The 25,129-nt window shown below is 70.7% G+C and carries 24 protein-coding genes and 1 pseudogene; 13 read left to right on the top strand and 12 right to left on the bottom strand.

The genetic code is table 11. The annotated features are described in order from the left end of the window. Positions 1 to 44: 44 nt before the first annotated feature. Positions 45 to 2,540 carry a glycoside hydrolase family 9 protein gene (locus ACEJ41_RS01070; protein ID WP_374012959.1) on the bottom strand — a complete coding sequence of 832 codons (2,496 nt, stop codon included), beginning with the start codon at positions 2,538 to 2,540 and terminating at the stop codon, positions 45 to 47. Positions 2,541 to 3,087: 547 nt separating this feature from the next. Then, a complete protein-coding gene (locus tag ACEJ41_RS01075) occupies positions 3,088 to 3,699 on the bottom strand; it encodes an ACP phosphodiesterase (protein WP_374012960.1) in 612 nt (203 codons plus the stop codon). 152 nt (positions 3,700 to 3,851) lie between these two features. Between ACEJ41_RS01075 and fabV the strand changes: the two genes are divergently transcribed. Then, positions 3,852 to 5,060, top strand: a complete 1,209-nt coding sequence (gene fabV, locus ACEJ41_RS01080; RefSeq protein WP_374012961.1) for an enoyl-ACP reductase FabV — start codon at positions 3,852 to 3,854, stop codon at positions 5,058 to 5,060. A gap of 204 nt (positions 5,061 to 5,264) precedes the next feature. After that, a complete protein-coding gene (locus ACEJ41_RS01085) occupies positions 5,265 to 6,221 on the top strand; it encodes a hypothetical protein (RefSeq protein ID WP_374012962.1) in 957 nt (318 codons plus the stop codon). A 12-nt stretch (positions 6,222 to 6,233) separates the two neighbouring features. Here ACEJ41_RS01085 and ACEJ41_RS01090 read toward each other — a convergent pair whose 3' ends face one another. Continuing rightward, positions 6,234 to 6,476 carry a DUF3297 family protein gene (locus tag ACEJ41_RS01090; protein WP_374012963.1) on the bottom strand — a complete coding sequence of 81 codons (243 nt, stop codon included), beginning with the start codon at positions 6,474 to 6,476 and terminating at the stop codon, positions 6,234 to 6,236. Positions 6,477 to 6,622: 146 nt separating this feature from the next. Between ACEJ41_RS01090 and ACEJ41_RS01095 the strand changes: the two genes are divergently transcribed. From ACEJ41_RS01095 to ACEJ41_RS01105, 3 genes are all read left to right on the top strand, one after another. Beyond that, on the top strand, positions 6,623 to 7,174 hold the full coding sequence (locus tag ACEJ41_RS01095) for a YaeQ family protein (RefSeq protein WP_374012964.1): 552 nt from the start codon (positions 6,623 to 6,625) through the stop codon (positions 7,172 to 7,174). Between the two features lie 6 nt (positions 7,175 to 7,180). Then, entirely contained in the window at positions 7,181 to 8,374 is a 1,194-nt protein-coding gene (locus ACEJ41_RS01100) for an NAD(P)/FAD-dependent oxidoreductase (RefSeq protein WP_374012965.1), read from the top strand. A gap of 108 nt (positions 8,375 to 8,482) precedes the next feature. After that, positions 8,483 to 8,788: a hypothetical protein gene (locus ACEJ41_RS01105; RefSeq protein WP_374012966.1), complete on the top strand. Its 306-nt coding sequence runs from the start codon at positions 8,483 to 8,485 to the stop codon at positions 8,786 to 8,788. A gap of 22 nt (positions 8,789 to 8,810) precedes the next feature. Here the strand turns inward: ACEJ41_RS01105 and msrB are convergent, their stop codons facing one another. Then, positions 8,811 to 9,275, bottom strand: a complete 465-nt coding sequence (msrB, locus tag ACEJ41_RS01110) for a peptide-methionine (R)-S-oxide reductase MsrB (RefSeq protein WP_374012967.1) — start codon at positions 9,273 to 9,275, stop codon at positions 8,811 to 8,813. A gap of 155 nt (positions 9,276 to 9,430) precedes the next feature. Here msrB and ACEJ41_RS01115 point away from each other — a divergent pair, with 155 nt between their 5' ends. Then, positions 9,431 to 9,835, top strand: a complete 405-nt coding sequence (locus ACEJ41_RS01115) for a host attachment protein (protein WP_374012968.1) — start codon at positions 9,431 to 9,433, stop codon at positions 9,833 to 9,835. A 23-nt stretch (positions 9,836 to 9,858) separates the two neighbouring features. On the opposite strand, the gene ACEJ41_RS01120 is transcribed toward ACEJ41_RS01115, so the two are convergent. After that, positions 9,859 to 10,413, bottom strand: a complete 555-nt coding sequence (locus ACEJ41_RS01120; RefSeq protein WP_374012969.1) for a DUF3016 domain-containing protein — start codon at positions 10,411 to 10,413, stop codon at positions 9,859 to 9,861. Positions 10,414 to 10,632: 219 nt separating this feature from the next. Here ACEJ41_RS01120 and yedA point away from each other — a divergent pair, with 219 nt between their 5' ends. Together yedA and rarD are read left to right on the top strand one after the other, a co-directional pair. Beyond that, complete coding sequence (gene yedA, locus ACEJ41_RS01125) at positions 10,633 to 11,532, top strand: drug/metabolite exporter YedA (protein ID WP_374012970.1); 900 nt, start codon at positions 10,633 to 10,635, stop codon at positions 11,530 to 11,532. After that, complete coding sequence (gene rarD / locus ACEJ41_RS01130; protein ID WP_374012971.1) at positions 11,529 to 12,440, top strand: EamA family transporter RarD; 912 nt, start codon at positions 11,529 to 11,531, stop codon at positions 12,438 to 12,440. The genes yedA and rarD overlap by 4 nt, the downstream gene beginning before the upstream one ends. A gap of 87 nt (positions 12,441 to 12,527) precedes the next feature. Here the strand turns inward: rarD and ACEJ41_RS01135 are convergent, their stop codons facing one another. The 4 genes from ACEJ41_RS01135 to ACEJ41_RS01150 all read right to left on the bottom strand — a co-directional run bounded on the left by ACEJ41_RS01135 (position 12,528) and on the right by ACEJ41_RS01150 (position 17,078). Further along, entirely contained in the window at positions 12,528 to 13,838 is a 1,311-nt protein-coding gene (locus ACEJ41_RS01135) for an ABC transporter permease (RefSeq protein WP_374012972.1), read from the bottom strand. 12 nt (positions 13,839 to 13,850) lie between these two features. Next, entirely contained in the window at positions 13,851 to 15,011 is a 1,161-nt protein-coding gene (locus ACEJ41_RS01140) for an ABC transporter permease (RefSeq protein ID WP_374012973.1), read from the bottom strand. A gap of 12 nt (positions 15,012 to 15,023) precedes the next feature. Then, positions 15,024 to 15,713 (bottom strand): ABC transporter ATP-binding protein, encoded by a 690-nt coding sequence (locus ACEJ41_RS01145; RefSeq protein WP_374012974.1) that lies wholly within the window; start codon positions 15,711 to 15,713, stop codon positions 15,024 to 15,026. A 111-nt stretch (positions 15,714 to 15,824) separates the two neighbouring features. Next, on the bottom strand, positions 15,825 to 17,078 hold the full coding sequence (locus ACEJ41_RS01150) for an efflux RND transporter periplasmic adaptor subunit (protein WP_374012975.1): 1,254 nt from the start codon (positions 17,076 to 17,078) through the stop codon (positions 15,825 to 15,827). Positions 17,079 to 17,317: 239 nt separating this feature from the next. Here ACEJ41_RS01150 and ACEJ41_RS01155 point away from each other — a divergent pair, with 239 nt between their 5' ends. From ACEJ41_RS01155 to ACEJ41_RS01170, 4 genes are all read left to right on the top strand, one after another. Continuing rightward, a complete protein-coding gene (locus ACEJ41_RS01155) occupies positions 17,318 to 18,280 on the top strand; it encodes an ABC transporter ATP-binding protein (RefSeq protein WP_374012976.1) in 963 nt (320 codons plus the stop codon). After that, the gene (locus ACEJ41_RS01160) at positions 18,280 to 19,044 is read left to right on the top strand and encodes an ABC transporter permease (RefSeq protein ID WP_374012977.1); all 765 of its coding nucleotides are present in this window, start codon (positions 18,280 to 18,282) and stop codon (positions 19,042 to 19,044) included. Before ACEJ41_RS01155 ends, ACEJ41_RS01160 begins: the two co-directional genes overlap by 1 nt. Positions 19,045 to 19,060: 16 nt before the next feature. Then, on the top strand, positions 19,061 to 20,251 hold the full coding sequence (locus ACEJ41_RS01165; RefSeq protein WP_374012978.1) for a sensor histidine kinase: 1,191 nt from the start codon (positions 19,061 to 19,063) through the stop codon (positions 20,249 to 20,251). Between the two features lie 102 nt (positions 20,252 to 20,353). Then, positions 20,354 to 20,956, top strand: coding sequence for a response regulator (locus tag ACEJ41_RS01170; protein ID WP_374012979.1), 603 nt, complete (start codon positions 20,354 to 20,356; stop codon positions 20,954 to 20,956). Positions 20,957 to 21,016: 60 nt separating this feature from the next. Here ACEJ41_RS01170 and ACEJ41_RS01175 read toward each other — a convergent pair whose 3' ends face one another. Together ACEJ41_RS01175 and ACEJ41_RS01180 are read right to left on the bottom strand one after the other, a co-directional pair. After that, positions 21,017 to 22,393, bottom strand: a complete 1,377-nt coding sequence (locus ACEJ41_RS01175) for a M17 family metallopeptidase (protein ID WP_374012980.1) — start codon at positions 22,391 to 22,393, stop codon at positions 21,017 to 21,019. Further along, positions 22,390 to 23,139 carry an HAD family hydrolase gene (locus ACEJ41_RS01180; protein ID WP_374012981.1) on the bottom strand — a complete coding sequence of 250 codons (750 nt, stop codon included), beginning with the start codon at positions 23,137 to 23,139 and terminating at the stop codon, positions 22,390 to 22,392. Before ACEJ41_RS01180 ends, ACEJ41_RS01175 begins: the two co-directional genes overlap by 4 nt. A 626-nt stretch (positions 23,140 to 23,765) precedes the next feature. On the opposite strand from ACEJ41_RS01180, the pseudogene ACEJ41_RS01185 reads away from it, so the two are divergent. After that, positions 23,766 to 23,915: pseudogene (locus ACEJ41_RS01185) on the top strand (hypothetical protein); the annotation flags it as partial. A gap of 68 nt (positions 23,916 to 23,983) precedes the next feature. Here ACEJ41_RS01185 and ACEJ41_RS01190 read toward each other — a convergent pair. After that, a complete protein-coding gene (locus ACEJ41_RS01190) occupies positions 23,984 to 25,108 on the bottom strand; it encodes an AI-2E family transporter (RefSeq protein ID WP_374012982.1) in 1,125 nt (374 codons plus the stop codon). Between the last annotated feature and the right edge of the window lie 21 nt (positions 25,109 to 25,129).

Below are 25,129 nucleotides of genomic sequence, written 5' to 3' on the forward strand. Positions count from 1 at the left end.
TCCTGTTGCCCTGGCGGTCGCGGCGCGGCCGCCAGGGGGCAGGGCTAGCGTTCCTGCGGCGGCAGCGCGCCCAGCAGGTCCTGCGCGGCATGCACCAGGAAGATGTAGCTGGCGCCGAGGTTGATCACGTACTCGTTCTGGCCCCAGAAGAACGGCCAGTCTTCCTTGTTTTCCGGGAAGTCCGGCTTGAGCACCAGCACGCCCGGCACCACGCCGCCGGCGATGAAGCTGAAGTCGGCGCGGTTCATGCCGTAGGCCACCTGCTTGGAGCGCGCGCCGACGGCCGAGACGAAGGAGATGTTCGAGTCCGGGTGGGTGCCGTACAGGTAGTTCAGGCCCTGCAGGGTCGGCTCGATGTCGAACAGGTCCGGGAACGCCTTGTGCAGGTGGTAGTTGGTGGTGGCCATGCCAACCACGGCGCCGTTGCCGGCCCAGCCGCCACGGGTGATCAGCACGCCGTAGGGGTTCTCCCGGGTCATCGGGGCCAGTTCCTTGCGCATGCGCACGGCGCGCTCGCGCACCTGCGCGGCAAAGGCCGCATCCATCTTCGGCAGCGCCTTCACCACCATCCCGGCGTTGAAGCCGAAGCGCGGCTCGATCTTCGGCCACAACGCGCGCAGTGCGTCGGCATAGGCGTCATCACCGGTGGACAGCAGCAACTGCACCGCGGCATGCAACTGCTCGTCGTCCGGATGGCCGCCGGTGGTGTTGCCCACGCGGAACAGGTTGGGCTCGCGCGACTGCTCGAATTCCCACACCTTGCGCGCGGTGGCCAGGCACTCGTCGGCCAGCGCATCGTTGTAGCCGCGCAGGGCACGGCTGGCGGCGGCCAGGGCGGCGGCCGAGCCGTAGTTCAGCGCAGTGGTATTGCTGGTGAACGCCAGGCGGTCGTCGTTGGGCGAGTCCGGATCGCTGGGATCGTCCACCTTGCCATCGGTCTTGCTGGCCGCATCGCCCAGGTGGGTGTACTGGCCCAGGTCCGGCTCGACGATGCCGGGGATGGCATGGCCGAACACGCGGTGCTGGGCGATCAGCGCCAGGGTGCCGTGCTCGATCTGCTGCAGCAGGTCCGGCACGCCGTCCGGCACGTGGATTTCCACATGCTTGCGCTTCTGGTCGATGGTGGTCTCGTCACGCGTGGGGCGGAACTGCTCCCAGGTATCGACCAGCGAAGCCACCGTGGCGTAGTGGGTCTGGGTACGGATGTCGAAGTCGCCGGCATCGAACCAGCCGCCGTAGTTCAGCCCCGGGATGTGCTCGCCCGGCTGGAACGGCGAATCCAGGTCCGGGCCCTGCGCGAACAGGTCGAAGTGCTCGCGGTTGGGTGCCACCTGGCGCGCGTCATCCATGTGCGGGCGGCCGTGCCACACGCGGTACGCCTCGTTGACGAACATGTGGTCCATCTGCACCGGCAAGAACACGTCGGAGGTCGGGTGCCAGGCGTTGGCAAAGACGTCCTTCGCGATGCGGAACGCGTGGGTGCGCTGGCCGGCGGCCTCGATCACGTACATGCCCGGGGTGCGCACGTCGGAGAAGTCGAAGGTGTAGTACTCGTAGCGCAGGTACTGCCCCCAGTGCCGGGTGTCGGCGGCCAGGGCCACGTGCTCGCTGCCGTCGGCATCGATGCGCAGCAGCTTCGCCGGCCCCGGGGCGGCGGCGTTGCGGTCGTTCTCCAGCACCGCCACCTTGCGCTGCGTCGGGTGGTAGCCCACCTGCGAGTGGCCGATCACGGTGCTGCGGGTCCAGCCGGGCACGGTGTTGCCGGTGAGGGTCCAGTCCAGCACCGGGCCGGTCTTGCCGGCCGGCAGCAGGGTGCGCACCACGAACCAGCCGTTCTGCGCCTGGTTGCGGCCGTCATACAGGCCCAGCGCGCCGCTGCGGCTCTCGATGGTGACCCGGCGCTGCGGGTCTTCCGGGGCCAGGGTCAGGCGGTTGCCGGTGGCGATGGGCAGGCGCACGGTCTTGCCGTCCGCCGCGCGGCTGCTGGGGCCGGAGGGGTACAGCGGGAACTGGCCGTTGCGCGCGTCCATCGCCCACGACTTGCTGAAGTAGGCCGAGGGCAGGAACTCCATGTTGAAACCGGCGCGGCCCTGCAGCGACGCGGGCAGCGGCTTGTCCAGCACCACCTGGATGCGCACGCCTTCACCCTGCGGCGTCACCCGGATGTCGTACTCGAACTTCTCCTGCGGATAGCCCAGCCGGGTGGTGACGGTGCCGGTGGCCGCATCGACCTTGCGCTCGACCATCAGCGCCACCGGGTCCCACTGCTCGGGGGTCGGGCTCAGGCGCACGTCGCCATTGGTGGCGGTGCGCACGCCGTGATGGATCAGTTCCACGCCGGCGTGCTTGGAATCGCTGAACAGGCCGTCGTAGTAGTTGTTGAAGACCAGGACATCCAGCCCGGTGCGGTGGAAGTACTCCTGGTCGTTGAGCTTGAGCCCGGCATCGGCGGCCAGCGCCGGCAGCGCGGCAACCGAGAGGATCGCCGCAGCGAGGGCGCGGCGGTGGATCGGAGCGCGCGACGGGGTGCGATGGGTCATGGTTGGTTTCTCCCGAGGGTTATGTGAACGCTAACATTCGGCGCTGGATGTTGCCTTTTGCGGCGCAGCAAAACGCGGGGACATGCCTGCCTGATGTGCTGCTGCCGCGCGCTCCGGGACACGGTCGCGCTCTTGTTGTAGGAGCCCGTCTTGCGGGCGACCGCGCCGCGCGCTCCGGGATACGGTCGGGTCAGTCATCCGGAGGTCGCCGGCGAGACCGGCTCCTACAGGCGGCGGCCGATGGGCGTGACCGGGTGTGGTGCGATGCGGTGGTCGAGGGCGTCGTCGTCTCTTGTTGTTGTAGGAGCCCGTCTTGCGGGCGACCGCGTCGCGCGCTCCGGGACCCGGTTGCGTCAGGCATCCGGAGGTCGCCGGCGAGACCGGCTCCTACAGGCGGTGGCCGAAGATCGTGGCCGGGTGTGGTGCGATGCGGCGGTCGAGAGCGTCGTCGCTTCTTGTTGTAGGAGCCCGTCTTGCGGGCGACCGCGTCGCGCGCTCCGGGATACGGTCGCGTCAGGCATCCGGAGGTCGCCGGCGAGACCGGCTCCTACAGGCCGCCTTCGGAAGCCTCCAGGCTGGGCCGAAGCTGCGCCACGTAATCCTGCAATTGCGGGAAGAACGCCTCGAACCCGGCCGCGATTGCTGCTTCATGCCGGGCCAGGTCGTCCAGGCACGCCACCAGGCGCTCGCCGTTGCGCGACAGGCGCGTGGCGATGCGGGCCACGGCGCGGTCCACGTTGTGCCGCTGGCGATAACTGCCCAGCCAGTCGTGCCCGGCCATCAGTGGCGCGATCGCGCGCAGGCGCTGCGGCAAGCCGTCCAGATGCTGCAGCAGCCAGGCGTAGAACGGCGCGGTGAACGCATCCAGCGGCACCTGGCTGTAGCGGTCCCAGGCCCGGGCCAGGCAGTGGTCGTAGTACACGTCCAGGGCGATGCCGGCATAGCGGCGCAGTTCCGGGGCAAACAGCCCGCGCGCCTGCACCACCAAGGGATGGGTGTCGGTGTAACGGTCCACCCGGCGGTGGATCACGATCTCGCGCCGCACCTGCGCCGGGTAGTCCTGCAGCGCCAGCCGGCCGAACACGAAATCGCCCAGCAGCGCGCCAAGCATCGCCGGATGGCCGGGGCCGGCCAGGTACAGGTGGGCGAGATAGTTCACGTGCCAGCAGTGCAGCAGTGGATGGAGTCGGCAGTGTGGCACGGCCGTGCGCGCCCATACGCCCCTGCAGGGCCATCCCGCGCCGGACACCTTAGACTGTGCGGCCTGCGGCCCCTGGGCGCCGCATCCCGTCCGCTTCACGAGAGAGCCGCGTGGTCATCCATCCCAAAGTCCGAGGCTTCATCTGCACCACCGCCCACCCCGAAGGGTGCGCGAAGAACGTCCTTGACCAGATCCGCTACGTCCAGGCGCAGGGCGTGCGCAGCGACGGGCCCAAGCGCGTGCTGGTGCTCGGCGCCTCCACCGGCTACGGCCTGGCCGCGCGCATCACCGCCGCCTTCGGCTACGGCGCCGCCACCCTGGGCGTGTTCTTCGAGAAGCCCGGCACCGACAAGAAGCCCGGCAGCCCCGGCTGGTACAACTCCGCCGCATTCGACCGCCAGGCCAAGGACGCCGGCCTGTGGAGCCGCTCGATCAACGGCGATGCGTTCTCCAACGAGATCCGGGCCAAGGCCATCGAGATCATCCGCGAGGAGATGGGCGGCCCGGTGGACCTGGTGGTGTACTCGCTGGCATCGCCGGTGCGGCGCATGCCCGATACCGGTGAACTCAAGCGCTCGGCGCTCAAGCCGATCGGCCAGCCCTACACCGCCACCGCGGTGGACACCAACCGCGACCAGATCATCCAGGCCACGGTCGAGCCGGCCACCGACGAGGAAATCGCCGACACCGTGACGGTGATGGGCGGCGAGGACTGGGAACTGTGGATCAAGGCTCTGTCCGAAGCCGGCGTGCTGGCCGCCGATGCACGGACCGTGGCCTTCAGCTACATCGGCACCGAGATCACCTGGCCGATCTACTGGCACGGCGCACTGGGCAAGGCCAAGGAAGACCTGGACCGCGCCGCCCATGCCCTGGATGCCAGGCTCAAGCCCGGCGGCGGCCAGGCCAATGTGGCGGTGCTCAAGTCGGTGGTCACCCAGGCCAGCGCCGCGATCCCGGTGATGCCGCTGTACATCGCCATCGTGTACCGGATCATGAAGGAGCAGGGCCTGCACGAAGGCACCATCGAACAGCTCGAACGCACCTTCCGCGAGCACCTGTACGCCGCCGCGCCGCCACCGACCGACGCCTCCAACCGCCTGCGCCTGGACGACCGCGAACTGCGCGACGACGTGCAGCAGGCCTGCCGCGAGCTGTGGCCACAGGTGACCAGCGGGAACCTGTACGAGGTGACCGACTACGCCAGCTACAAGCACGAGTTCCTGAAGCTGTTCGGCTTCGAGCGTGATGACGTGGACTACGACGCCGAGGTCGATCCTGTGGCCACGTTCGACGTGGTCGACACGACCGCCGGCTGACATCGCGGCATGCCGCGCGGCCGGGGCTGCCGGCCGCCGGCGGCGCGCAGGATGTGCGCCGGCGCGGGCCCGCGCCGGCCCACCGATGGCCCGCGCCGGCCGCCGCGCCCTGCAACGCCGGATGAAGCGCGGGCCGCGCAGGTGGAACCGGTCCGCACCGGATGCGGTCAGGCTGGCGTGTCCCCGTCGCAACCGGGCTCCCGCTTGAACGCTGCTCTCCGCCACCCCGACGCACTGCCGCACCTGCTGGCCATGGCTGCCACCCTGGTGGTGCTGGTGCTGGCCGCGCGCGTGCTGATGCAGGTGCCGGACCCGCCGATGCTTCGGGTGCAGGAACCACGCATCCAGTTGCGCCTGGTGCCCCGGCCTTCCGCGGCGCCATCCGTGACCACCGCGCCCGCGGAGGGCACGGCGCCCGCAGCACCCGTGCAGCCTGGCCAGCCCAGTCCACCCGATAGCGCCGACGGCGCCATGCCCGCCGATGCGCCCGCATCCGCATCACCCGTGCGCAACGCGCCCGCCAGCGTGCTGGCCCGGTTGTACGACGCACGCGGCCAGCCGCGCCTGCCGCCCGGCACCGTGCCGCCGCCGGCGCCACCGGCCACCCGCGACATCCTCAACCCGCCCAACCCGGTGGATTACCGCCCAACCCGGTTCGACGAAGCCTGGGTCGCCGATGGCGGCGTGGCCGATCGCGCCGCACAGGGCCTTGCCAATGCGAACAAGGCCCTGGTCGAACTGCTGCATGGCAAGGACGTGCAGCCGGCGCGCGCGCGTCCGGCGCCGGAGGTGCGCTTCAACCCCGCCCGCCACGAACGTGCATCGGACCTGGGCAGCGCGGCCACCGGCGATGCCTGGCGTGCAGCGCCCATCAGCGACGAACCGCTGCCCGGGCCGGGCGGCGAGGCCAGCGCCCGCATCCGCACGCAGCTGGCGGCGCTGGAGCGCGACCACGCCGGCTGCAATCCGCAGCGGGTGCAGCAGTTGCTGGCGCCGGCGCGCCGGTTCCTGGGCGAACTGCAGCGCGCCGAGCATGCGCTGGCCAACGGCGCCGACCCTATCCGTGCCGGCACCCTGCCGGTGGCCGCGCGCGGCGCCTGGAACCAGGCCCGGCGCGTGCTGTGGCATGCACGCAGCGAACTGGCAGATTGCCGCAGCTGATCCGCCGAGGCCTCAGGCCGGCTCGTGGAAGTAAGGTTCCACCTTGCCGCGGACCCGGATCGTCATCGGGTTGCCGCGGCGGTCGCGCGAGCGGCCCACCTGCACCCGGATCCAGCCTTCGCTGACCGAGTATTCCTCCACGTTGTCGCGCTCCTCGCCGTTGAAGCGCACGCCCACGCCGCGGTCGATCGCGGCCGCGTCATGGAAGGGGCTGCGCGGATCAAGGGCCAGCCGGTCGGGGGGCGTATCGGTCATCGTCTTGCATCGTCCATCGCCGGAACCGCCGGCACATGGGCGCCAAGGATAAGGCCTGCCCGCGGCGGCCGCCGCATGCCGGCCTGCGCGGGCGCGTATCATGCGACGCCCCGCACCCGCCCCGGCGGCGCGCAACAGGATCCACCATGGCGCTCAAGGCCACCGTGGTCCGGGCCGAGCTGCAGCTCAGCGACCTGGACCGCCATCACTACGCGACCTATCCGCTGACCCTGGCCCAGCACCCTTCCGAAACCGAGGAGCGGCTGATGGTGCGGCTGCTGGCCTTCGCGCTGCATGCCGACGAACGCCTGGAGTTCGGGCGCGGCCTGAGCAACGACGAGGACCCGGACCTGTGGCGGCGCGACTACAGCGGCCAGGTCGAGCTGTGGATCGAGCTGGGGCAGCCGGACGAGGCGCGCATCCGCAAGGCCTGTGGCCGTGCCGCGCAGGTGGTGGTGCTCAACTACGGCGGCCGCGCCGCGGACCTGTGGTGGGACAGGAGCGGGCGCGCGCTGGCGCGGCACGCCAACCTCACCGTGCTCGACCTGCCCGCCGCCCAGGTGGACGCGCTGACCGCGCTGTACACGCGCGGCTTGCGCCTGACCGTGATGATCGAGGACGGCGAGGTGCGGCTGCTGGCCGAGGATGGCCGCGAGGTGCTGCTGCAGCCGGTGGCGCGCATGGCACCGGCGGGCTGAGCGGCCGTGGCTAGCGTGGCCGGGCACGACGCCATCGTGATCGGCGCCGGCGCCGCCGGATTGATGTGCGCGCTCACTGCCGCCGGCCGCGGCCTGCGCGTGCTGGTGGTCGAACACGCCAACCGGCCCGGCAAGAAGATCCTGATGTCCGGCGGCGGGCGCTGCAATTTCACCAACACCGGCACCGGGCCGGACAACTTCCTGTCGGCCAACCCGCACTTCTGCAAGTCGGCGCTGGCGCGCTACACGCCCTGGCATTTCATCGAGATGGTGGACCGCCACCGGATCGCCTGGCACGAGAAGGCGCCCGGCCAGCTGTTCTGCGATGTGTCCTCCAAGCTGATCGTGAAGATGCTGCTGGACGAATGCGCGGCCGTCGGCGTGGAGTTGCGCACCCAATGCAGCGTGGAACGGGTGGACCATGCCGATGGCGGCGGCTTCGGGCTGGCGACCAGCCAGGGCCGCTTCACCGCGCCCGCGCTGGTGGTGGCCAGCGGCGGCCTGTCGATTCCCAGCATGGGCGCGACCGGCTTCGGCTATGAACTGGCGCGCCAGTACGGGCACACGGTGCTGCCGACCCGCGCCGGGCTGGTGCCGCTGACCCTGTCCGGCCGCCACCAGGAACGGCTGGCCGACCTGTCCGGCGTCGCAGTGGAGGTGGAGGCGCGCTGCAACGGGCAGGGTTTCCGCGAGGCGATGCTGTTCACCCACCGCGGGGTCAGCGGCCCGGCGATCCTGCAGATCTCCTCGTACTGGCAGCCGGGCGACGACCTGCGCCTGGACCTGCTGCCCGGACGCGACGCGCATGACTGGCTGCGCATGCAGCAGCGGCAACGCCCGGATGCCGAACTCAAGACCGTGCTGGCCGATGCGCTGCCGCGACGCTTCGCCCAGCGCCTGTGCGAGCTGTGGCTGCCGAACCGGCCGATGCGCCAGTACGACCCGCCGCAGTTGCGCCAGGCCGCCGCGCTGCTGGCCGACTGGCCGCTGGTGGCCAGTGGCACCGAGGGCTACCGCACCGCCGAGGTGACCCTGGGGGGCGTGGACACCGATGCGGTGTCCTCGGCCAGCATGCAGTCGCGGCTGGTGCCGGGGCTGTACTTCGTCGGCGAGGTGCTGGACGTGACCGGCTGGCTGGGCGGCTACAACTTCCAGTGGGCCTGGGCGTCCGGGCATGCGGCGGGCACCGCGCTGGGCTGAGCGCGGGCGCGGCTTCACCCGCGTTCAACGGCCGGGCTGGAATGCTGCGCACGCAGGGGGCAGCACATTGCCACGGCCGTGCCGGTGGCCACCAGGAAGAACCGCACAATGCAGCAGACGCAAAGGCCGGCGCGCACGGCGCAGCTGATCGACATCGACCGCGAGCGCGAGCACTGGAAGCAGCGCTATCCCGGTCTGCCGCGGGCGCGGGCCATGCGCAGTTTCGTGCGCTACTGGCCGGTGCTGTGCGCGGTGTACGACGTCTACCTCAACCACCCGCGCGCCGGCCGCGAACAGGCGCTGGAGCTGTTCCTGCAGCGCGTGGACGTGGCCGCCAGCCCGTTGACCGCGGACGAGGCAACTGAAGTGTTCACCCGCGTCTGGGAACGGATCGACGGCATCTCGCCGCGCTAGCGGCGCGACCGTGCTGCCGCGCTCAGGGCGGGCCGGCTTCGATGCCGCCGCGGCCGAGCGGGTCGGGCAACGCTTCGCCCTCGCCGACGAAACCAAGCGCCACCGAGTTCAGGCAATGCCGCTCGCCGGTCGGCGGCGGGCCGTCGGGGAAGACGTGGCCCAGGTGGCTGCCGCAGCGTGCGCACACCACTTCGGTGCGGATCATGCCGTGGCTGGTGTCGCGGATGCGGCGCACGTGCGCGTCGTGGTACGGCTGGAAGAAGCTGGGCCAGCCGGTGCCGGAGTCGAACTTGGCCGACGAATTGAACAATGGCAGGCCGCACAGCCGGCACACGTAGGTGCCGGTGCGCTTGTTGTCCAGGAACGCGCCACAGAACGGCGCCTCGGTCCCGTGCTGCAGCAGCACGCGCTGCTCTTCCGGCGACAGCGCGTCGGCCAGGGCGCGGCGGCTGGCGTCATCGGGCGGGCTCAGGTCGAAGCGTGACATGGCAGGTCTCCTGCGAAAGGCTGCGGCCATGATGCCGCAGGCGTGGCCGTTCGGCGTGGACGGCGCGGCCACGCCGCGCTGATCCGGCGTGCGCGGCGCGCTAACGCATCGCCGCGTAGGCTCGGTTGCCCACCCTCCACCACACGGGAGTTTCCATGCGCAGGATCCCGCGCGAAGCCTGGATACTTGTTGCCGACGGCGCGTCGGCACGGCTGTTCCGCAACCTCGGCAGCGACACCGGCCAGGTGCGCCTGCACCAGGAAGAAGCACTGCAGCTGGACCCGGCCGAAGGCGTGATGCCGGCGGTGTTGCCGGCCGACACCCCCGCGCGCGAGGCCGACGAGGCGTCCTTTGCGCGGCAGCTGGCGCTGCGCCTGAACCGCGATGCGCTGGGCGGGCGGTTCCAGCACCTGGTGCTGGCCGCCGACCCGCAGACCCTGGGCCAGATCCGGCCGCTGCTGCACGACGAGGTGCGCAACCGGCTGCTGGCCGAGGTGCCCCGCAACTACACCCGCTCACCGCGCGAGGACATCGAGCGCGCGCTGGCGCCCGAGTTCTAGGCGGTCCGGCACGCCGGGTCCGCTCAGGCCCGCGGCGTGCCGGGCAGTTCGCGGCGCAGCCAGTCGTCGATCATCCGCTTCTCGTGGCGCAGCGGATCGGAATCGCCGATCGAGCCCTTCATCAGGTAACTGGTGTCGTGCAGCTTGCGCTCGCCCTCGGCCAGCACCTGGCCATCGGCGCCGGTGATGCGCACGTTCACGGTCATCCGCGGCGGATAGGTGTCGCGCATGATCCGCACCCGGTCCATGCTGATGCCGCGCCACGGCTCGTAGCGGCCGGCGCGCTGGATGTCGGTGATGGTCACGTCCATCCGCTGGCCGTCGGCCAGGCGCCTGGTCGCGCGGTCCTGCACGTAGCCGGCCAGCTGGTTCACCCAGTCGCCGCGTTGTGCTTCCCAGCGGTTGCCGCTGTAGCGCAGTTCGGAAAACCCGGCCGGGTCGGTCCAGGACACGCTCACCGGGCCGGCGTCGGGCAGGGCACGCGGCAGGTCCGGATCGGTGACATGCGCGGTGCCGGCCAGGGCCGGCAGCGCGGCGGTCAACACCAGCAACAGGGCAGGGATCGACACAGGTTTCATGACGCAATCTCCAGGTGGCGCTTGGGCCGAATATGCGCCCGCCTCCGGGGGCGGGCAAGGCGGCATGCGCGGGCCGTTGCACGCGCTTCAGCCAGCGCCGCGCACGCCACCGCAGCGCAACACAGCCTTGCACCAGTGCAGCCGCCGCCATGGCCGATGGCACGTTCGCCCGGCCCGCCACTGGACTAGAATTTCCCACCGCATCCCCTCCCCACTCCCATGCATGCTCCCGCACAGGCCCCGGCCCGCACCGCCGGACTGGCCGCCGTCGCCGCACTGGCCATCGTCTATGTGGTCTGGGGTTCGACCTACCTGGCGATCCGCTTCGCCCTGGAGGGCGGCTGGCCGCCCCTGACGATGGTCTCCGGCGTGCGCTTCCTGCTGGCGGGCGCGGCCATGTATGCATTCCTGCGCTGGCGCGGGGTGGCCGCACCCACGCGCGGACAATGGAAGCGCCTGGCGATGCTGGGCCTGCTGCTGCTGTTGCTGGGCAACGGCTGCGTGGTGCTAGCCGAGCAGACCGTGTCCTCCGGCCTGGCGGCGGTGGCGGTGGCGTCGGTGCCGCTGTGGATGGGGCTGTTCGGGATGCTGTTCGGGCAGCGCCCCAGCCGCATGGAATGGCTTGGCATCGCGATCGGTTTTGCCGGGGTGCTGTGGCTCAACGCCGGCAGCAGCCTCAACGCCAGCCCGGTGGGGCTGGTCCTGCTGCTGGTGGCACCGATCGGCTGGGCGTTCGGCTCGGTGTGGGCGCGCGGGCGCGACCTGCCGTCGCCGTTCATGGCCGCAGCCGGACAGATGCTGTGCGGCGGCGCGATGCTGCTGGTGGCCGGCGTGTTGCGCGGCGAGTCGCTGCCGCAGGCGGTCACCGTGCACGGCACCCTGGCACTGGCGTACCTGGCGGTGTTCGGTTCGGTGGTCGCGTTCAGCGCCTACGTATGGCTGCTGCAGCACGTGCGCCCGGCCCTGGTGTCCAGCTATGCCTACGTGAACCCGGCCATCGCGGTGGCACTGGGTGCGTGGCTGGCCGGCGAGCACTTCGGCGTGAACGAGCTGGGCGCGATGGCGGTGATCCTGGCCGGGGTGGTCACCATCACCCTGGCCCGGGTAATGCGGCGGTGAGCGCGCTGCAGGCGCAGGACATCGACCGCCGCGGCCTGGCGGTCACCGCCGCCACCTTCGTGGTGTGGGGCGTGGTGCCGGTGTACTGGCACCTGCTCAGGAGCGTGCCGGCGTTGCAGGTCATGGCCCACCGGGTGATCTGGAGTGCGCTGCTGGTGGCCGGCTGGCTGTGGCTGCGCCATGGCAACGGCTGGCTCCGGGCCATCGCCGCGCAGCCGCGCGCACTGGCCGCGCTGGCCCTGAGCGGGACGCTGATCGCGTTCAACTGGTGCCTGTACATCTGGGCGGTGAACGCCGGGCACGTGGTCGAGACCAGCCTGGGCTACTTCATCAATCCGCTGCTCAACGTGGTGCTGGGCGTGGTGGTGCTGCACGAGCGCCTGCGCCGGCTGCAGTGGATCGCGGTGGGCTGCGCGGCCGTGGGCGTGGCCTGGCTGACCTGGAGCGCCGGTTCGCCGCCGTGGATCGCGCTGGGGCTGGCCGGGTCGTTCGGCGTGTACGGGCTGGTGCGCAAGCTGGTGGCGGTCGATCCGGTGGCCGGCCTGGGGCTGGAGAGCCTGTACCTGTTGCTGCCATCGCTGGCGTATGTGCTGTGGGCCGAGGCCGGGCATGGCGGCGGCTTTGCCGGGCAGTGGAGCCTGGGCGTGGACGTGCTGCTGGTGCTCAGCGGCGTGGTGACGGCAGTGCCGCTGATCGGCTTTGCCTACGGCGTGCGCCGGATTCCGCTGAGCGTGGTCGGGCTGCTGCAGTACATCGCGCCGACCCTGCAACTGCTGCTCGGGGTGTGGTTCTTCCACGAGCCGTTCGATGCGGCGCGTGCGCTTGGATTCGGTGCGATCTGGCTGGGGCTGGCGCTGTATGCCGGCGAGGGCCTGTGGCGCAGCCGGCGCAAGGTGGTGGTGGCGTAGGCCGAGCGCCTCAAGGCGCCACCGCACCGCATGTGGCGCAACCAGGCCCGGCAGCGCGTGGCGCCGGGCCTGGTTGCGTGCGGCCCGCTACACCTCGCGCAATGCGGCGGTGATCGGCAGCCGCGCCGCGCGCAGGGCGGGGAACAGGCCGCCGACCAGGCCGATGCCCAGCGCCCACTTCAGACCCGTCCACAGCAGCTCGGGGGTGACCTTGAACTCGAACACCACCGCGCTGAAGCTGGCGCCCATGGTCGAGGCCGTATAGCCGTTGAACACCAGCCAGGCCAGCAGCCCGCCAAGCGCGCCGCCGGCCAGCGCCAGCAGCATGGTCTCCAGCATCACCGCCACCACCACCGGCAGGCCGCGGAAACCGATCGCGCGCATGGTGGCGATCTCGCGGGCGCGCCCGGCCACCGCCGCGTACATGGTGTTGAGCGCGCCGAACACCGCACCCACCGCCATGATCCCGCCGATCACCGTGCCCAGGATGGTCAGCAGCTGGTTCAGCTGCCCGCTCTGCTTGGCGTAGTAGGCCTTGGTGGTCTCCACGTCCAGCTTCAGGCGCGGGTCGCCCTCCATCGCCGCGCGGAACTGCTCCAGCCCCTGGCTGCCGTCCAGGCGCACGTTGACCGACTGCCAGGCGTTGCGCTGGTAGGCATTGGCCAGTACTTCGGCATCGGTCCACAGCTCCGAGTCGTGCACGCCGTTGGCCTCGAACACGCCGACCACCGCCCACGTCTCGCTGCCCAGGGTCACGTTGCTGCCGACCTCCAGCCCGCGGAACTGGCGCAACGCGCCCTTGCCGACCACGATCTCGCGCAGGCCGGTGTTGAACTTGCGTCCTTCGATGATGCGCACGTGCTGGTGCACGTCCCAGCCGCGCTCGCCCACGCCACGGAACTGCGCGTTGACGTCGCTGCCATCGCTGCGCGCGGGCAGGGTCACCACCTGGGCGACCTCCGGCGACATCAGCGCGCGCCCGTCGGCATCGCGCGCGATGCCGGGCAGGCTGGCGATCAGCGGCACCTGGTCGCGCATGATGGCCGAGTTGGTCTCGGCCTGGGAGCCGCCGCGCAGGATGATCGCGGTGGTTTCATTGCCGGTGCCGGAGACCGTGGCCTGGAAGCCGCGGCCCATCGACAGCATCGCCACCAGCACCGCGACCACGCCGGCAATGCCGACCACGATCACCGACGAGGCGCCCCAGCGTTGCGGCAGGCTCGCCACCCCGATCCGGGTGGCCGCCGCGGCCACGCGGCCACCGCGGGTCAGCGCCAGCCACAGTGCAACCAGTACCGCCAGCGCGGCCACGACCTGCCAGGGCGCCAGGACCCACGCCACCAGCCCGGCCAGCAACGCCAGCACGGTGAGCAGGTTCCACAACCATTGCTTGTTCATGGGCAGGTCTCCTCAGCGGCCAGCCAGTGCATCGACGATTTTCAGCCGCTTGGCGCGCAGCGCCGGCAGCACTCCCACCACCAGCCCGATCACCACGATCAGCACCAGTCCGGTCAGCCAGGTCTGCACCGGGATGGTGGGTGGCAGCAACCCCTGCGCGCGCGCCGCCAGTACCGGCAGCAGCGCCCGCGCGATGCCCAGCCCCAGCAGGCCGCCCAGCCCGACCAGCAGCACCGATTCCACCAGCACCAGGGCCAGCACCAGGCCGTCGCGGAAGCCCAGGGTCTTGAGCACCGCCAGCTCGGGCACGCGCTCGCGCACCGCCTGGGCCATGGTGTTGCCGGTCAGCAGCAGCAGGGTGAAGAACACCGCGCCCATGATCGAGGTGACGATCAGGCCGATGTCGGCAAACTGCTTGAGGAAGCCCTGCTGGAACGCGGACTCGGTCTGGGTCTTGGTCTCGCGGTCGGAGTTGGCCGACAGCGCATCGATGGCCTGGGCCACGCGCGAGGCGTGGTCCGGGTTGTCCAGGGTCACCGTGTACCAGCTCACGATGCCCTTGCTGTAGTCGTTGGCCTCGTCGAAGTACGCCCAGTTCATCATCAACTGGTTCTCTTCGTTGGAGGCGGTGGTGCGGTCCTTCGAGCGGAAGATGCCGACCAGTTCAAGCGGCCAGTCGTTGCTGCCCTGGCGCGGGAAGATGGTGGCCTGCAGCGGGATGGTGTCGCCGATCTTCCAGCCGAACTTGTTGGCCAGCGCCTCGCCCACCACCGCGCCGGCGCGGGTGTCCTGGAACGCGCGCACCTGCTCGGGCGGCAGCTCCAGGTTGGTGTACACGTCGAAGTAGTTGGGCGCCACCGAGAAGTTGGGGAAGAAGTTCTTCGGATCCTGGTAGATGCCGCCGAACCACATGGCGTAGGTGACGTCCTTGACCCCGTCCACCGTGCGCAATTGGGGTTCCAGGCGCACCGGCAGGGTCTGGGTGATGGACAGGCGCGAGGTCACCACCAGGCGGTTGGCGCCGTCCACGCTGCTGCCGCCGGACTGGAACGCCACGCGCACCGAGTCGAGCATGCCGAACAGCAGGAAGGCGGTGACCACCGAAAGCAGGGTCAGCAGGGTCCGGGTCTTGCTGCGGAACAACTGCGCCCACACGAGCGACAGATATTTCATCGCGGCGCTCCGTCAGTGGGCGGCTGGCGCGGTGGCCAGTTCGCCCTTGTCCAGGTGGATGGTGTGGGTGGCGTATTCGGCCGCCTTCGGATCGTGGGTGACCATGACGATGGTCTTGCCGTGCTCGCGGTTGAGCAGCTGCAGCAGTTCCAGGATCTCCTCGGCCGACTGCCGGTCCAGGTCGCCGGTGGGTTCGTCGCAGATCAGGAAGGTGGGGTCGGCCACGATCGCGCGGGCAATGGCCACGCGCTGCTGCTGGCCGCCGGACAGTTCGTTGGGGCGGTGGTTGCGGCGCTCGGCCAGGCCGACCAGGGTCAGCGCGATCTGCGCGCGGCGGGCACGGTCGGCCGCGCCCATGCTGGTCAGCAGCAGCGGCAGCTCCACGTTCTTCTGCGCGGTGAGCATGGGCATGAGGTTGTAGAACTGGAACACGAAGCCCACGTGCCGGCTGCGCCAGTTGGAGAGTTGGCCGGCGGAGAGGCGGTCGATGCGCTCGCCCTCGATCTCGATCTCGCCGCCGCTGGGCGTGTCCAGGCCGCCGATCAGGTTGAGCAGGGTGGTCTTGCCCGAACCGGATGGCCCCATCAGTGCGACGAAGTCACCGGCCGGGATGTCCAGGTCGATGCCATGCAGCACCTGCACCTTCTCGGGGCCACGCTGATAGGTCTTGGTGATGTTGCGCAGGGAAACCAGTGCGGTCATCGGGTGTTCCTCGTCGTGGACCCCGCGGGCGCGGGGCATGCTGGAATGAAAAGGCCTGGACCGGCCCACCCGGTCCCGCCTGCCGCCCCGCCTTGGGGCGGCGTTGCTGGATCATCTGGCCGCCGCGTCCGCCACCTGCACGCGGTCGCCGTCCTTCAGGGTCTCGGGCGGATCGAGTACCACGGTCTGGCCGGCGCTCAGCCCGGACAGCACCTGGCGGTCGGTGCCCATGGCCAGGCCGGTTTCCAGCGCGCGCCTGCGCACCCGGTCCTCGCCGTCGAGCACGAACGCCACCTGCGCGCCGTCGCGCTGCACGATCGCCGCGGCCGGGACCCGCACGCCCTGCGGCTTGGCTTCGCCCGCCACCGGCGCCGCTTCCAGGAAGCTCACCCGCACGCCCATGTCCGGGACGATGCGCGGGTCCTTTTCCTTCAGAGCCACCCGCACCTTGACCGTGGCCTTGCCGCGGTCGGCGGCGGGGATGATGGCGATCACCTCGGCCGGGATGCGCCAGTCCGGGTAGGCATTGAGCACGGCTTCCACCGGCATCTGCGGCTGCACCCGGCCGATGTAGGACTCGCCCACTTCCACTTCCACTTCCAGCGACTCCATGTCCACGATGGTGCCGATGCCGGTGCGGGTGAAGCCGCCGGTGGCCAGCGGCGAGACGATCTCGCCCGGCTGCGCCGCCTTGGCGATCACCACGCCGGCAAACGGTGCGCGCACGATGGTGTTGTCCACGCCCTGCTCGGCGATCTGCAACTGGTCGCCGGCCACCTGCGCGTTGCGCTGCGCGGTGGCCAGCTGCGCGCGCAGGCTGTCGCGCTGGGCCACTGCCTGCTCGTACTGCGCGCGCGAGACCAGCTGCTGCCCGACCAGTCCGGACAGGCGCCGGGCCTGGGCCTCGGCTTCCTGCAACTGCGCCTGCACCGACCCGACCTGGCTGCGCATGGCCGCAAGCTGGGACGCGGCGAGCGCGCGCTGGGCATCGGCGTCGATCGGCTCCAGGCGTGCAAGCACCTGCCCTTCCTCGACCTGCATGCCTTCCTCGATCAGCACTTCCTGCACCCGCCCGGTGACCTTGGCCGAGACCGTCGCCATGCGCCGCGCCACCACGTAGCCGCTGGCGTCCAGCACCGAAGCAGCGCCGCCGGCGGACGACGCGATCGCCGCCACCGGCGCGGTGCGCACCTCGGGTGCCGCGTCGTCGCGTGTGATCCAGAAGGCGATCAGCACCGCCAGCACCACCACGCCGGCCACCGCCAGCCCGAACAGCGCGCTGAAGCGGCGCGGCGGGGGCGCGGACGGCGTTTTCCTGTCGCGCTCGATGCGCAGTTCCTTGAGCAGTTCGGCAGAAGCGTTCATTGCGTATCCGTGGGTGAGTCCAGGCAGTGTCCGGCGCAAGGGTACACGCCGCCCATTGCCAGAGGTCACGCGTCGGCCGCTGCGGCCCGGCCGCATGGCGGGGCAGTGGCCGGCCTCGTGGCCGGACCGAAGCGGCGATGGACGACATGGTGCCGGCTGCCGGCGCGGCGGCGTAGTGACAGCTGTCATGTGCTTGCCATGGCATCGGCCACTGCGCCCGCAGCGGGTGGATGTTCAACATGGCACCGTCTTCCCTGCAACGAGCACGCCCGATGGACACCGCCACTCCTGCCCCGCTTGCACGGCTGCGACAGGCCCGCAAGCACTACGGCGCCACTTGCGCCCTGGACGGGCTGGACCTTGAGCTGCATGCCGGCCAGGTGCTGGCGCTGCTGGGTCCCAACGGCGCAGGCAAGACCACTGCGATCAGCCTGCTGCTGGGCCTGCACGCGCCCGACTCCGGCACGGCCGAACTGTTCGGACTCCCGCCGCAGGCCATGGAGGCGCGCCGCCGCACGGGGGTGATGCTGCAGACCGCCGGCATCCCCGACACCTTGCAGGTGCGCGAACTGGTTGCCCTGACCTGCAGCTACTACCGTGATCCGCTCCCCGTGGATGAATGCCTGGCCCTGGCCGGGCTTGAAGACGTGGCTGGCCGCCGCTACGGGCGTCTTTCCGGCGGCCAGCAGCGGCGCGTGCAGTTCGCGATGGCGGTGTGCGGCCGGCCGCAACTGCTGTTCGTGGACGAGCCGACCACCGGCCTGGACATCGATGCGCGCCAGCGCCTGTGGCAGGCGATCAGGATGCTGGCCGCACAGGGCTGCGGGGTGTTGCTGACCACGCACTACCTGGAGGAAGCCGAGGCCCTGGCCGACCGTGTCGCGGTGATCGACCGCGGCCGCCTGCTGGCACAGGGCAGCGTCGAGCAGATTCGCGCACGGGTATCGCAGCGCAGGATCGGCTGCCTGTCGGTGCTCGATCCGGCGCAGGTGGCCACCTGGCCGGAGGTCCACGAGGCGCGCACCGGCCACGGAGGACGCCTGGAGCTGGTGGCCAGCGGCGCCGAAACGGTGGTGCGGCGACTGCTGGCCGAAGATCCCGCACTGACGGAACTGGAGGTGCGTCGCGCCGGCCTGGCTGACGCCTTCCTGGCGCTCACCGCTCGCCCGGAACATGCAACCGATCGCAAGGAAGCCGCCTGATGGAAACCATGACAATGGCCGGCGTCGCCATGACCCTGCGCATCTGGCGCCACGAGGCGAGCTGCGAATTCCTGCGGCTGTGGCGCACTCCTTCATTCTCGGTGCCGTGCCTGCTGTTTCCCGCGCTGTTCTACCTGCTGTTCGGCGTGTTGCTGGATCGCGGCAATGGCGGCGAGGCCGCCCGCTACCTGCTGGCCGGCTACGCGGTGTTCGGGGTGATGGGCGTGGCCTTGTTCGGTTTCGGCATGACCGTGGCGGTCGACCGCGAGCAGGGTCTGCTCACCCTCAAGCGTGCGCAGCCGATGCCGCCGGGCGCATACCTGGCGTCCAAGGTGAGCATGGCCATGCTGTTTTCGCTGGTGATGCTGGCCGTGCTGGCTCTGTTGGCCGTCGGCGCCGGTGGTGTGCGCCTGGCACCCGGGCCGTGGCTCGGATTGCTCGGCGTGGCACTGTTCTCGGTGTTGCCGCTGGGTGCACTTGGGCTGTGGCTTGGCACCCTGGTCGGCGCGCGCGGCGCACCGGCCCTGATCAACCTGGTCTATCTTCCGATGGCGTTCCTGTCGGGCCTGTTCGTGCCGCTGTCGATGCTGCCGCCGTTGCTGCAGACGCTGGCGCCGCTGTGGCCGGCGTACCATCTTGCTGCGCTGGCCCAGGGGCAGGCCGGTTTCGAAAGTGCAGGGAATCCATATGCGCACGCGGCCATCGCATCGGGATACGCGCTGGTGTTCATGCTGCTGGCCCGCCGCCGGCTGCGCGCCGGATGAAACAGGAGGAGCAGTGATGTCCAGAGTAATGCCGCAATGGCTGCACCCGGCGCCCGATTCGCTGCTGGCCTGCGCGGTGCGCCGTGGCCGGCCGGCGTGGACCGAATGGGTCCACCTGGGCTGGACCGTGTGGGTGTTCATCGTCCCGGCGTTCACCCCGCAGGGTTACGACCTGCAGTGGCTGGTGCTGACCGCGGTGTCCTGGCCGGTGTTCGTGGCCCTGTATGCGATGGCTATCCTGTGCCCGCCGCGGCAGGTGGCGTGGGCCGCGGCGGGCATGTGCCTGCTGTCGCTGTGCCTGCTGCCCTGGTATCCCTCCGGGATGAGCTACTTCGTGTTCGGTTGCGTGTTCTTCGGCGTGTTGCGCTGGCGCCGCGCGCTGCACTACATCCTGCTGCTGATGGCCCTGTGCCTGTTCTACATCGTGCTCGGCCGCATGTTCGGCTACCCGTGGTCGGCCCTGGCCTGGGTGCTGGCCACGGTGCTGGTGATCAGCCCGGTGATGCTGGTGCAGCGCACGAACGAGCGCATGGACGCCGCGCTGCGGCTCTCGCACGACGAGGTCCGGCGCCTGGCCGCCACCGGCGAGCGCGAGCGCATCGGCCGCGACCTGCATGACCTGCTCGGCCACACCCTGTCGCTGGTGGCGCTGAAGGCCGACCTTGCCGGGCGCCTGGTCGGCAACGACCCGCAGGCCGCACAACGCGAGATCGCCGAGCTGGGCCAGGTTGCGCGCGATGCACTGGCCCAGGTGCGGCATGCGGTGACCGGCATCCGCGCCGCCAGCCTGGCCGCCGAGGCAGCCACCGCGCGCCTGCTGCTGGAAACCGATGGCGTGTCCATGGAGCTGGACATGGACGATGCCGGGGTGCCGCCACCGCACCTGGAAACCGTGTTGGCGCTGTGCCTGCGCGAAGCGGTGACCAACATCCATCGCCACGCCCGCGCCAACCGCGTGCACCTGCGCCTGCAGCGCGACGCGCGCCATTGGCAACTGCACGTGGAGGACGATGGCCGCGGCGGCGTGATCCGGGCCGGCAACGGCCTGGACGGCATGGGCGAGCGGCTGCGGGCGCTGGGCGGCAGCCTGCGCGTGGAACCCGCCCCGCGGCGCGGCACCCTGCTGGTGGCCGAACTGCCGTGCTGGGATGCAGGCGCGCACGCACCGCAGCCCGTTGCCCGGGACGCCAGTACCCGGCCGGTGTAGGAGCCGCACCCGCCCACGCTCACGCCCACGTCCGCCCGCCCGCGCCGACGGCTGCGGCGACATTTGCTAACGTCGCGCCATGCCCGCGATGCGCCGTCACCGATGATCCGAGTCCTGCTGGCCGAAGACCAGGCCATGGTCCGTGGCGCGCTGGCCGCGCTGCTGGGCATGGAGCCGGACATCGAGGTGGCCGGCACCGCCGCCGATGGCGAACAGGCGTGGCGCGAGATCCAGCACCTGCGGCCGGACGTGCTGGTGACCGACATCGAGATGCCCGGGCTGACCGGCCTGGAGCTGGCCCAGCGCATCGCCCGCCACGCATTGCCGGTGAAGGTGGTGATTGTCACCACCTTCGCCCGCGCCGGTTTCCTGCGCCGCGCGCTGGAGGCCGGGGTGGCCGGCTACCTGCTCAAGGACGCGCCGGCCGAAGGCCTGGTCCAGGCGCTGCGCACCGTGCACCGCGGCGGGCGTGCCATCGCCCCGGAACTGGCGCTGGAAGCCTGGGCCGAAACCGATCCACTCAACGACCGCGAGCGCCAGGTGCTGCGCCTGGCCGGCGAGGGCCGTTCCACCGCGGACATCGCCGCCCAGCTCAACCTGTCGCAGGGCACGGTGCGCAACTACCTGTCCGAGGCCATCGGCAAGCTCGGGGTCGGCAACCGGATCGAAGCCTATCGCCTGGCCCGCCAGCGCGGGCTGCTGTAACCGCGTTGCGCGCGGGTCGATGCATGGTTCCCGCCGCGCGGATGATGCGGTGCTGCGACTTCAGCCGGCGCGCGCCTTGAGCAGTGCGTAGGCCGAGCGCAGCCCCAGCGCTTCGCCGCCGGCAGGACGGCCGGCGCGGTTGCCGTCGTTCCACGCATAGGTGTCCAGGTGCGCCCATGGCAGGCCCTCGGGCACGAAGCGCTCCAGGTACAGCGCGGCGGTCACCGCCCCGGCCATGCGCGAGCCGGCGTTGGCCAGGTCGGCCACTTCGGAGGTGAGATAGCGCAGGTAGGGGCGCCACAGCGGCAGCCGCCATACCGGGTCGCGGGCCTGGCGGCCCGCCGCCAGCCAGGCCTCGGCCAGCGCATCGTCATTGGAAAACAGCGCCGGCAGGTCCGGGCCCAGCGCCACCCGCGCCGCACCGGTGAGGGTGGCGAAGTCCAGCACCAGGTCCGGCTGCTGCTCGGCGGCGTAAGCCAGCGCATCGCACAGGATCACCCGGCCTTCCGCATCGGTGTTGTCGATCTCCACGCTCACGCCCTTGCGCGTGGCCACCACCTCGCCGGGACGGAACGCATCGGGGCCAAGCGCGTTCTCCACCGCCGGCACCAGCACGGTCAGCCGCAGCGGCAGCCCGCGCGCCATCACCAGGCCGGCCAGGGCCAGCGCGTGCGCGGCCCCGCCCATGTCCTTCTTCATGTTGCGCATGCCGTCGGCCGGCTTGATGTCCAGGCCGCCGGTGTCGAAGCACACGCCCTTGCCGACGATGGCCACGTGCAGCGGCCTGGCCTGGCCATCGCCGGCGCCGTTCCAGCGCAAGGCCAGCAGCCGCGGCGCGCGATGCGAGGCGCGGCCGACCGCGTGGATGGCCGGGAACTCCTGCTCCAGCACCTGGCCGGTGAACACTTCCAGTTGTGCGTCGTGCGCGCTGGCAAGTTCGCTGGCGATGGCTTCCAGGTGGTCCGGGCCCATGTCCTGGGTCGGCGTGTTGACCCAGTCGCGCACGCGCATGCACGCAGCCAGCAGGTCCAGTGCCTCGGCATCCAGCTCGTCCAGGCGCAGCCGCGCCGGTGCGCGCGGTGCGGCCTTGTAGCGTTCGAAGCGGTAGCTGCCCAGGCCCCAGCCCAGTTGCAGCGCCGCGCGCTCGGCCGCCGGCAGCGTATCGGCCGGACGCCAGGCTCCGTCGGGCAGCGCATTGGGGCCGTGGGCGTAGGCGCACGGATCCAGGCGGTCGCCGACGCCGAGCACCGCACCGGCCACGCCTTGCGCACCGGGCAGCAATGCCGCGCTGCCCGGCGCGGCGTCGAAGCCCTGGGTTTCCAGCCAGGCGGCGATGGCCGGCGGCTGCGCATCGCGCCAGGCGGCGTAGCCGGCGCGGTCGACCAGGTGCAGGGGCAGGGCGGTGGATTCGGTGCGGGCGTAGGCGGGATGGCTCATGCGTGGGGACGTTCGCTGCGGTGCGGGTGGGCCGGACCGGCAGCATCCGGGGCAAGGTGTGCGTCCAGCCAGTCGGCCAGCGCGGCAAGCGTGTCGAACTCCAGGTCCGGGTGCACGTCCTGGCGCTCCCAGCGCGCCCCGGTGCGGTTGATCCAGCAACTGCGCAAGCCTGCACGCGCCGCGCCGGCAACGTCCATCTCTTCGTGGTCGCCCACGTGCAGCACCTCGCCATGGCCGCAGCCCAGGCGCGCGCAGGCGGCGTGAAAGATGCCGGGCTCGGGCTTGGCCGCGCCGTGTTCGTGCGCACCCAGCTGGAAAACGAAGTGCTGCATCAGGCCGATCCGCTGCAGGTCGGCATTGCCGTTGGTGATGGCCGCCAGCGGGATCTGCGCGGCGATCCGGGCCAGGGCATCGAGGCTGTCGGGGTAGAGGTCGACCTGGTTGCGCGCGGCATGGAACACATCGAAGGCCGGCTCCAGCAGGTCCAGCGACGCGCCGCTGCGCTCCAGTACTTCGCGCAGGATCAGGCGGCGCAGGGCGGACATGTCGTGGCGCAGTTGCGGGTTGTCGCCGAACACCCGGTCACGCACTTCGCGCATGAGGGCCACCGGGTACATGGCCGCGGTGGCCGGGCTGTGCTGCAGCAGCCAGTCGTGCATGACCTGGTCCACCCGCGCGCCGATCGGGGCGAACGGCCACAGGGTGTCGTCGAGGTCGAGGGTAATGGCGCGCACGGTGAAGCTCACCGGGCCATTGTAGGCCGTCGCCGCCAGCATCGGCCGCCCGGCCGCAACCAGGCCCCTCGCCCTTGCCCTTCCGCTCTTTGCCGTTCCGCTTTTGCCTTCACGCTCTTGGCCGTTGCCGTTGCCTTTGCCTTTGCCTTTGCCTTTGCCTTGCCCTTACCCCGCCGGTAAAGCGAGCCGAGCATCGCAGCGCCGGCGGGGGCGCAGAGGCCCACCTGTCTGAGCGAAGCGAGTTGTGGGCCGTCCCCCGCTGGCGCGAGAAGCGCAGGGCACCGGTCGGCGCAGCCGGCCGGATCGCGTCCCGGATGTGCTTTCTTTTGGTTACTTTTCTTTGCACAAGCAAAGAAAAGTGACTCGCTCGATGCGAAGCAGCGAGTGAAAGCTTTGCTCTGCGCGGCCAGCGCTATCCGCCTGCCATCGCCCAAGGCAACAACAAGGGCAATAGAAGGCTTTCGCCTGCTATCGCCCAATGCAACAGCAAAGGCAATAGCAGGGCTTTCGCCTGCCGCTGCGCGGCCGGGCGAGTCACTTTTTCTTTGCTCCTGCAAAGAAAAAGTAACCAAAAAGAAAGCAGGGCCGGACGCGACCCGGCTGGCTGCGCCAGCCGGTGCCCTGCGCTTCTCGCGGCGATGGGGGTGGCCCACAACTCGCTTCGCTCAGACAGGTGGGCCACCTGCTCCCATCGCCACTGCGATGCTCGGTTCGCTCTACGGCGGGGTAAGGGCAAAGGCAAAGGCAAAGGCAAAGGCAAAGGCAACGGCAACGGCAAAGGCAACGGCAACGGCAACGGCAACGGCAACGGCAACGGCAACGGCAACGGCAACGGCAACGGCGAACGCCGGCTGCATCACTCCAGCAGGCGCGCCCAGCCCTGCATGCCATCCACCTGCGCCAGCACCAGCTTCATGCATACCAGCAACGGCACCGCCAGCAACAGGCCGACCATGCCCCACAGCCAGCCGAACAGCATCAGCGCCAGGATCAGAATCAGCGGCGACAGCGCCATCCGGCGGCCCAGCACGATCGGGGTGATGAGCTGGCCTTCGATCGTGTGCAGCAGCAGGTACAGCGCCGCCGGCAGCAGCGAGTGCCAGGCGTCGTCGAAGGCGATGAAGCCCACCAGCAGCATCAGGCACGCGCCGATCAGCGGGCCCACGTAGGGCGCGTAGTTGAGCAGCATGACCGCCGTGCCCCACAACAGCGCCTCCGGCGCCGGGAAATCCAGCAGGTACAGGATGCCGGCAAACGCCAGCCCCACCACCGCGTTGATCACGCTGATGGTGAGCACGTAGCGCGAGACCTGGTACTCGATTGCGTGCAGGATCTCGACCGTGAACTTCTTCTGCTGGCGGCCAGGCAGCAGCGCGATGGCATGCCGTTGCAGGTTCTCGCCATAGACCATGAAGAAGAACGTCAGCAGCACCACCGCCAGCGCCGAGGCGGCCAGGCGCGGGGTGCGCGCCAGCGCGGCGTAGGGGTCGTCCACCCGGGTGCGCACCACCTGTACCTTGCGGCTGGCCTCGCCGGTGGCCGCGCGCGCCATGTCCTCGGCGATGCGGTTGGCCTCGTGCATCGGGCGGGTCAGGTCCTGCAGCTGGCGGCCCAGCTTGCGTGCCTCGCGCGGGGCCTGCTCGGCCCAGTCGGTGGCCGGGCCGACCAGTTGCATGGCCAGCGCGCCTGTGCCGGCCAGGCCGGCGGCCAGCACCAGCAGCGCGGCCAGGAAGCGCGGCACGTAGAGTCGCCGCAGCACGCGGATCACCGGGTTGCCGATCAGTGCGAAGAACATCGCCAGCAGGATCGGCAGGATCACGCCCTGCGCGGCCCACAGGGTGAAGCCCACTGCCAGGGTTGCCAGCACCAGGGCTGCAGAGGAGGACGGCGGGCGCGGCGGCCGCGCGTCGGCCGGTGCCGGCTCGGGTGCAGCAGGCACGGCCGCGGACGCAGGCGAAGCGGGGGGCGGGGTGGAGGACATGCGCGCCTCTGGATGGCCGGC

Source organism: Pseudoxanthomonas koreensis, from assembly GCF_041890415.1.
Lineage (GTDB): Bacteria > Pseudomonadota > Gammaproteobacteria > Xanthomonadales > Xanthomonadaceae > Pseudoxanthomonas > Pseudoxanthomonas koreensis_A.

Excerpts from the sequence above, each read along its gene's own strand:
- ACEJ41_RS01070 (WP_374012959.1), bottom strand. The coding sequence starts at position 2,540 with ATGACCCATCGCACCCCGTCGCGCGCTCCGATCCACCGCCGCGCCCTC.
- ACEJ41_RS01090 (WP_374012963.1), bottom strand. The coding sequence starts at position 6,476 with ATGACCGATACGCCCCCCGACCGGCTGGCCCTTGATCCGCGCAGCCCC.
- ACEJ41_RS01095 (WP_374012964.1), top strand. The coding sequence starts at position 6,623 with ATGGCGCTCAAGGCCACCGTGGTCCGGGCCGAGCTGCAGCTCAGCGAC.
- ACEJ41_RS01105 (WP_374012966.1), top strand. The coding sequence starts at position 8,483 with ATGCAGCAGACGCAAAGGCCGGCGCGCACGGCGCAGCTGATCGACATC.
- msrB (WP_374012967.1), bottom strand. The coding sequence starts at position 9,275 with ATGTCACGCTTCGACCTGAGCCCGCCCGATGACGCCAGCCGCCGCGCC.
- ACEJ41_RS01115 (WP_374012968.1), top strand. The coding sequence starts at position 9,431 with ATGCGCAGGATCCCGCGCGAAGCCTGGATACTTGTTGCCGACGGCGCG.
- ACEJ41_RS01120 (WP_374012969.1), bottom strand. The coding sequence starts at position 10,413 with ATGAAACCTGTGTCGATCCCTGCCCTGTTGCTGGTGTTGACCGCCGCG.
- yedA (WP_374012970.1), top strand. The coding sequence starts at position 10,633 with ATGCATGCTCCCGCACAGGCCCCGGCCCGCACCGCCGGACTGGCCGCC.
- ACEJ41_RS01135 (WP_374012972.1), bottom strand. The coding sequence starts at position 13,838 with ATGAACAAGCAATGGTTGTGGAACCTGCTCACCGTGCTGGCGTTGCTG.
- ACEJ41_RS01140 (WP_374012973.1), bottom strand. The coding sequence starts at position 15,011 with ATGAAATATCTGTCGCTCGTGTGGGCGCAGTTGTTCCGCAGCAAGACC.
- ACEJ41_RS01145 (WP_374012974.1), bottom strand. The coding sequence starts at position 15,713 with ATGACCGCACTGGTTTCCCTGCGCAACATCACCAAGACCTATCAGCGT.
- ACEJ41_RS01150 (WP_374012975.1), bottom strand. The coding sequence starts at position 17,078 with ATGAACGCTTCTGCCGAACTGCTCAAGGAACTGCGCATCGAGCGCGAC.
- ACEJ41_RS01155 (WP_374012976.1), top strand. The coding sequence starts at position 17,318 with ATGGCACCGTCTTCCCTGCAACGAGCACGCCCGATGGACACCGCCACT.
- ACEJ41_RS01160 (WP_374012977.1), top strand. The coding sequence starts at position 18,280 with ATGGAAACCATGACAATGGCCGGCGTCGCCATGACCCTGCGCATCTGG.
- ACEJ41_RS01165 (WP_374012978.1), top strand. The coding sequence starts at position 19,061 with ATGTCCAGAGTAATGCCGCAATGGCTGCACCCGGCGCCCGATTCGCTG.
- ACEJ41_RS01170 (WP_374012979.1), top strand. The coding sequence starts at position 20,354 with ATGATCCGAGTCCTGCTGGCCGAAGACCAGGCCATGGTCCGTGGCGCG.
- ACEJ41_RS01175 (WP_374012980.1), bottom strand. The coding sequence starts at position 22,393 with ATGAGCCATCCCGCCTACGCCCGCACCGAATCCACCGCCCTGCCCCTG.
- ACEJ41_RS01190 (WP_374012982.1), bottom strand. The coding sequence starts at position 25,108 with ATGTCCTCCACCCCGCCCCCCGCTTCGCCTGCGTCCGCGGCCGTGCCT.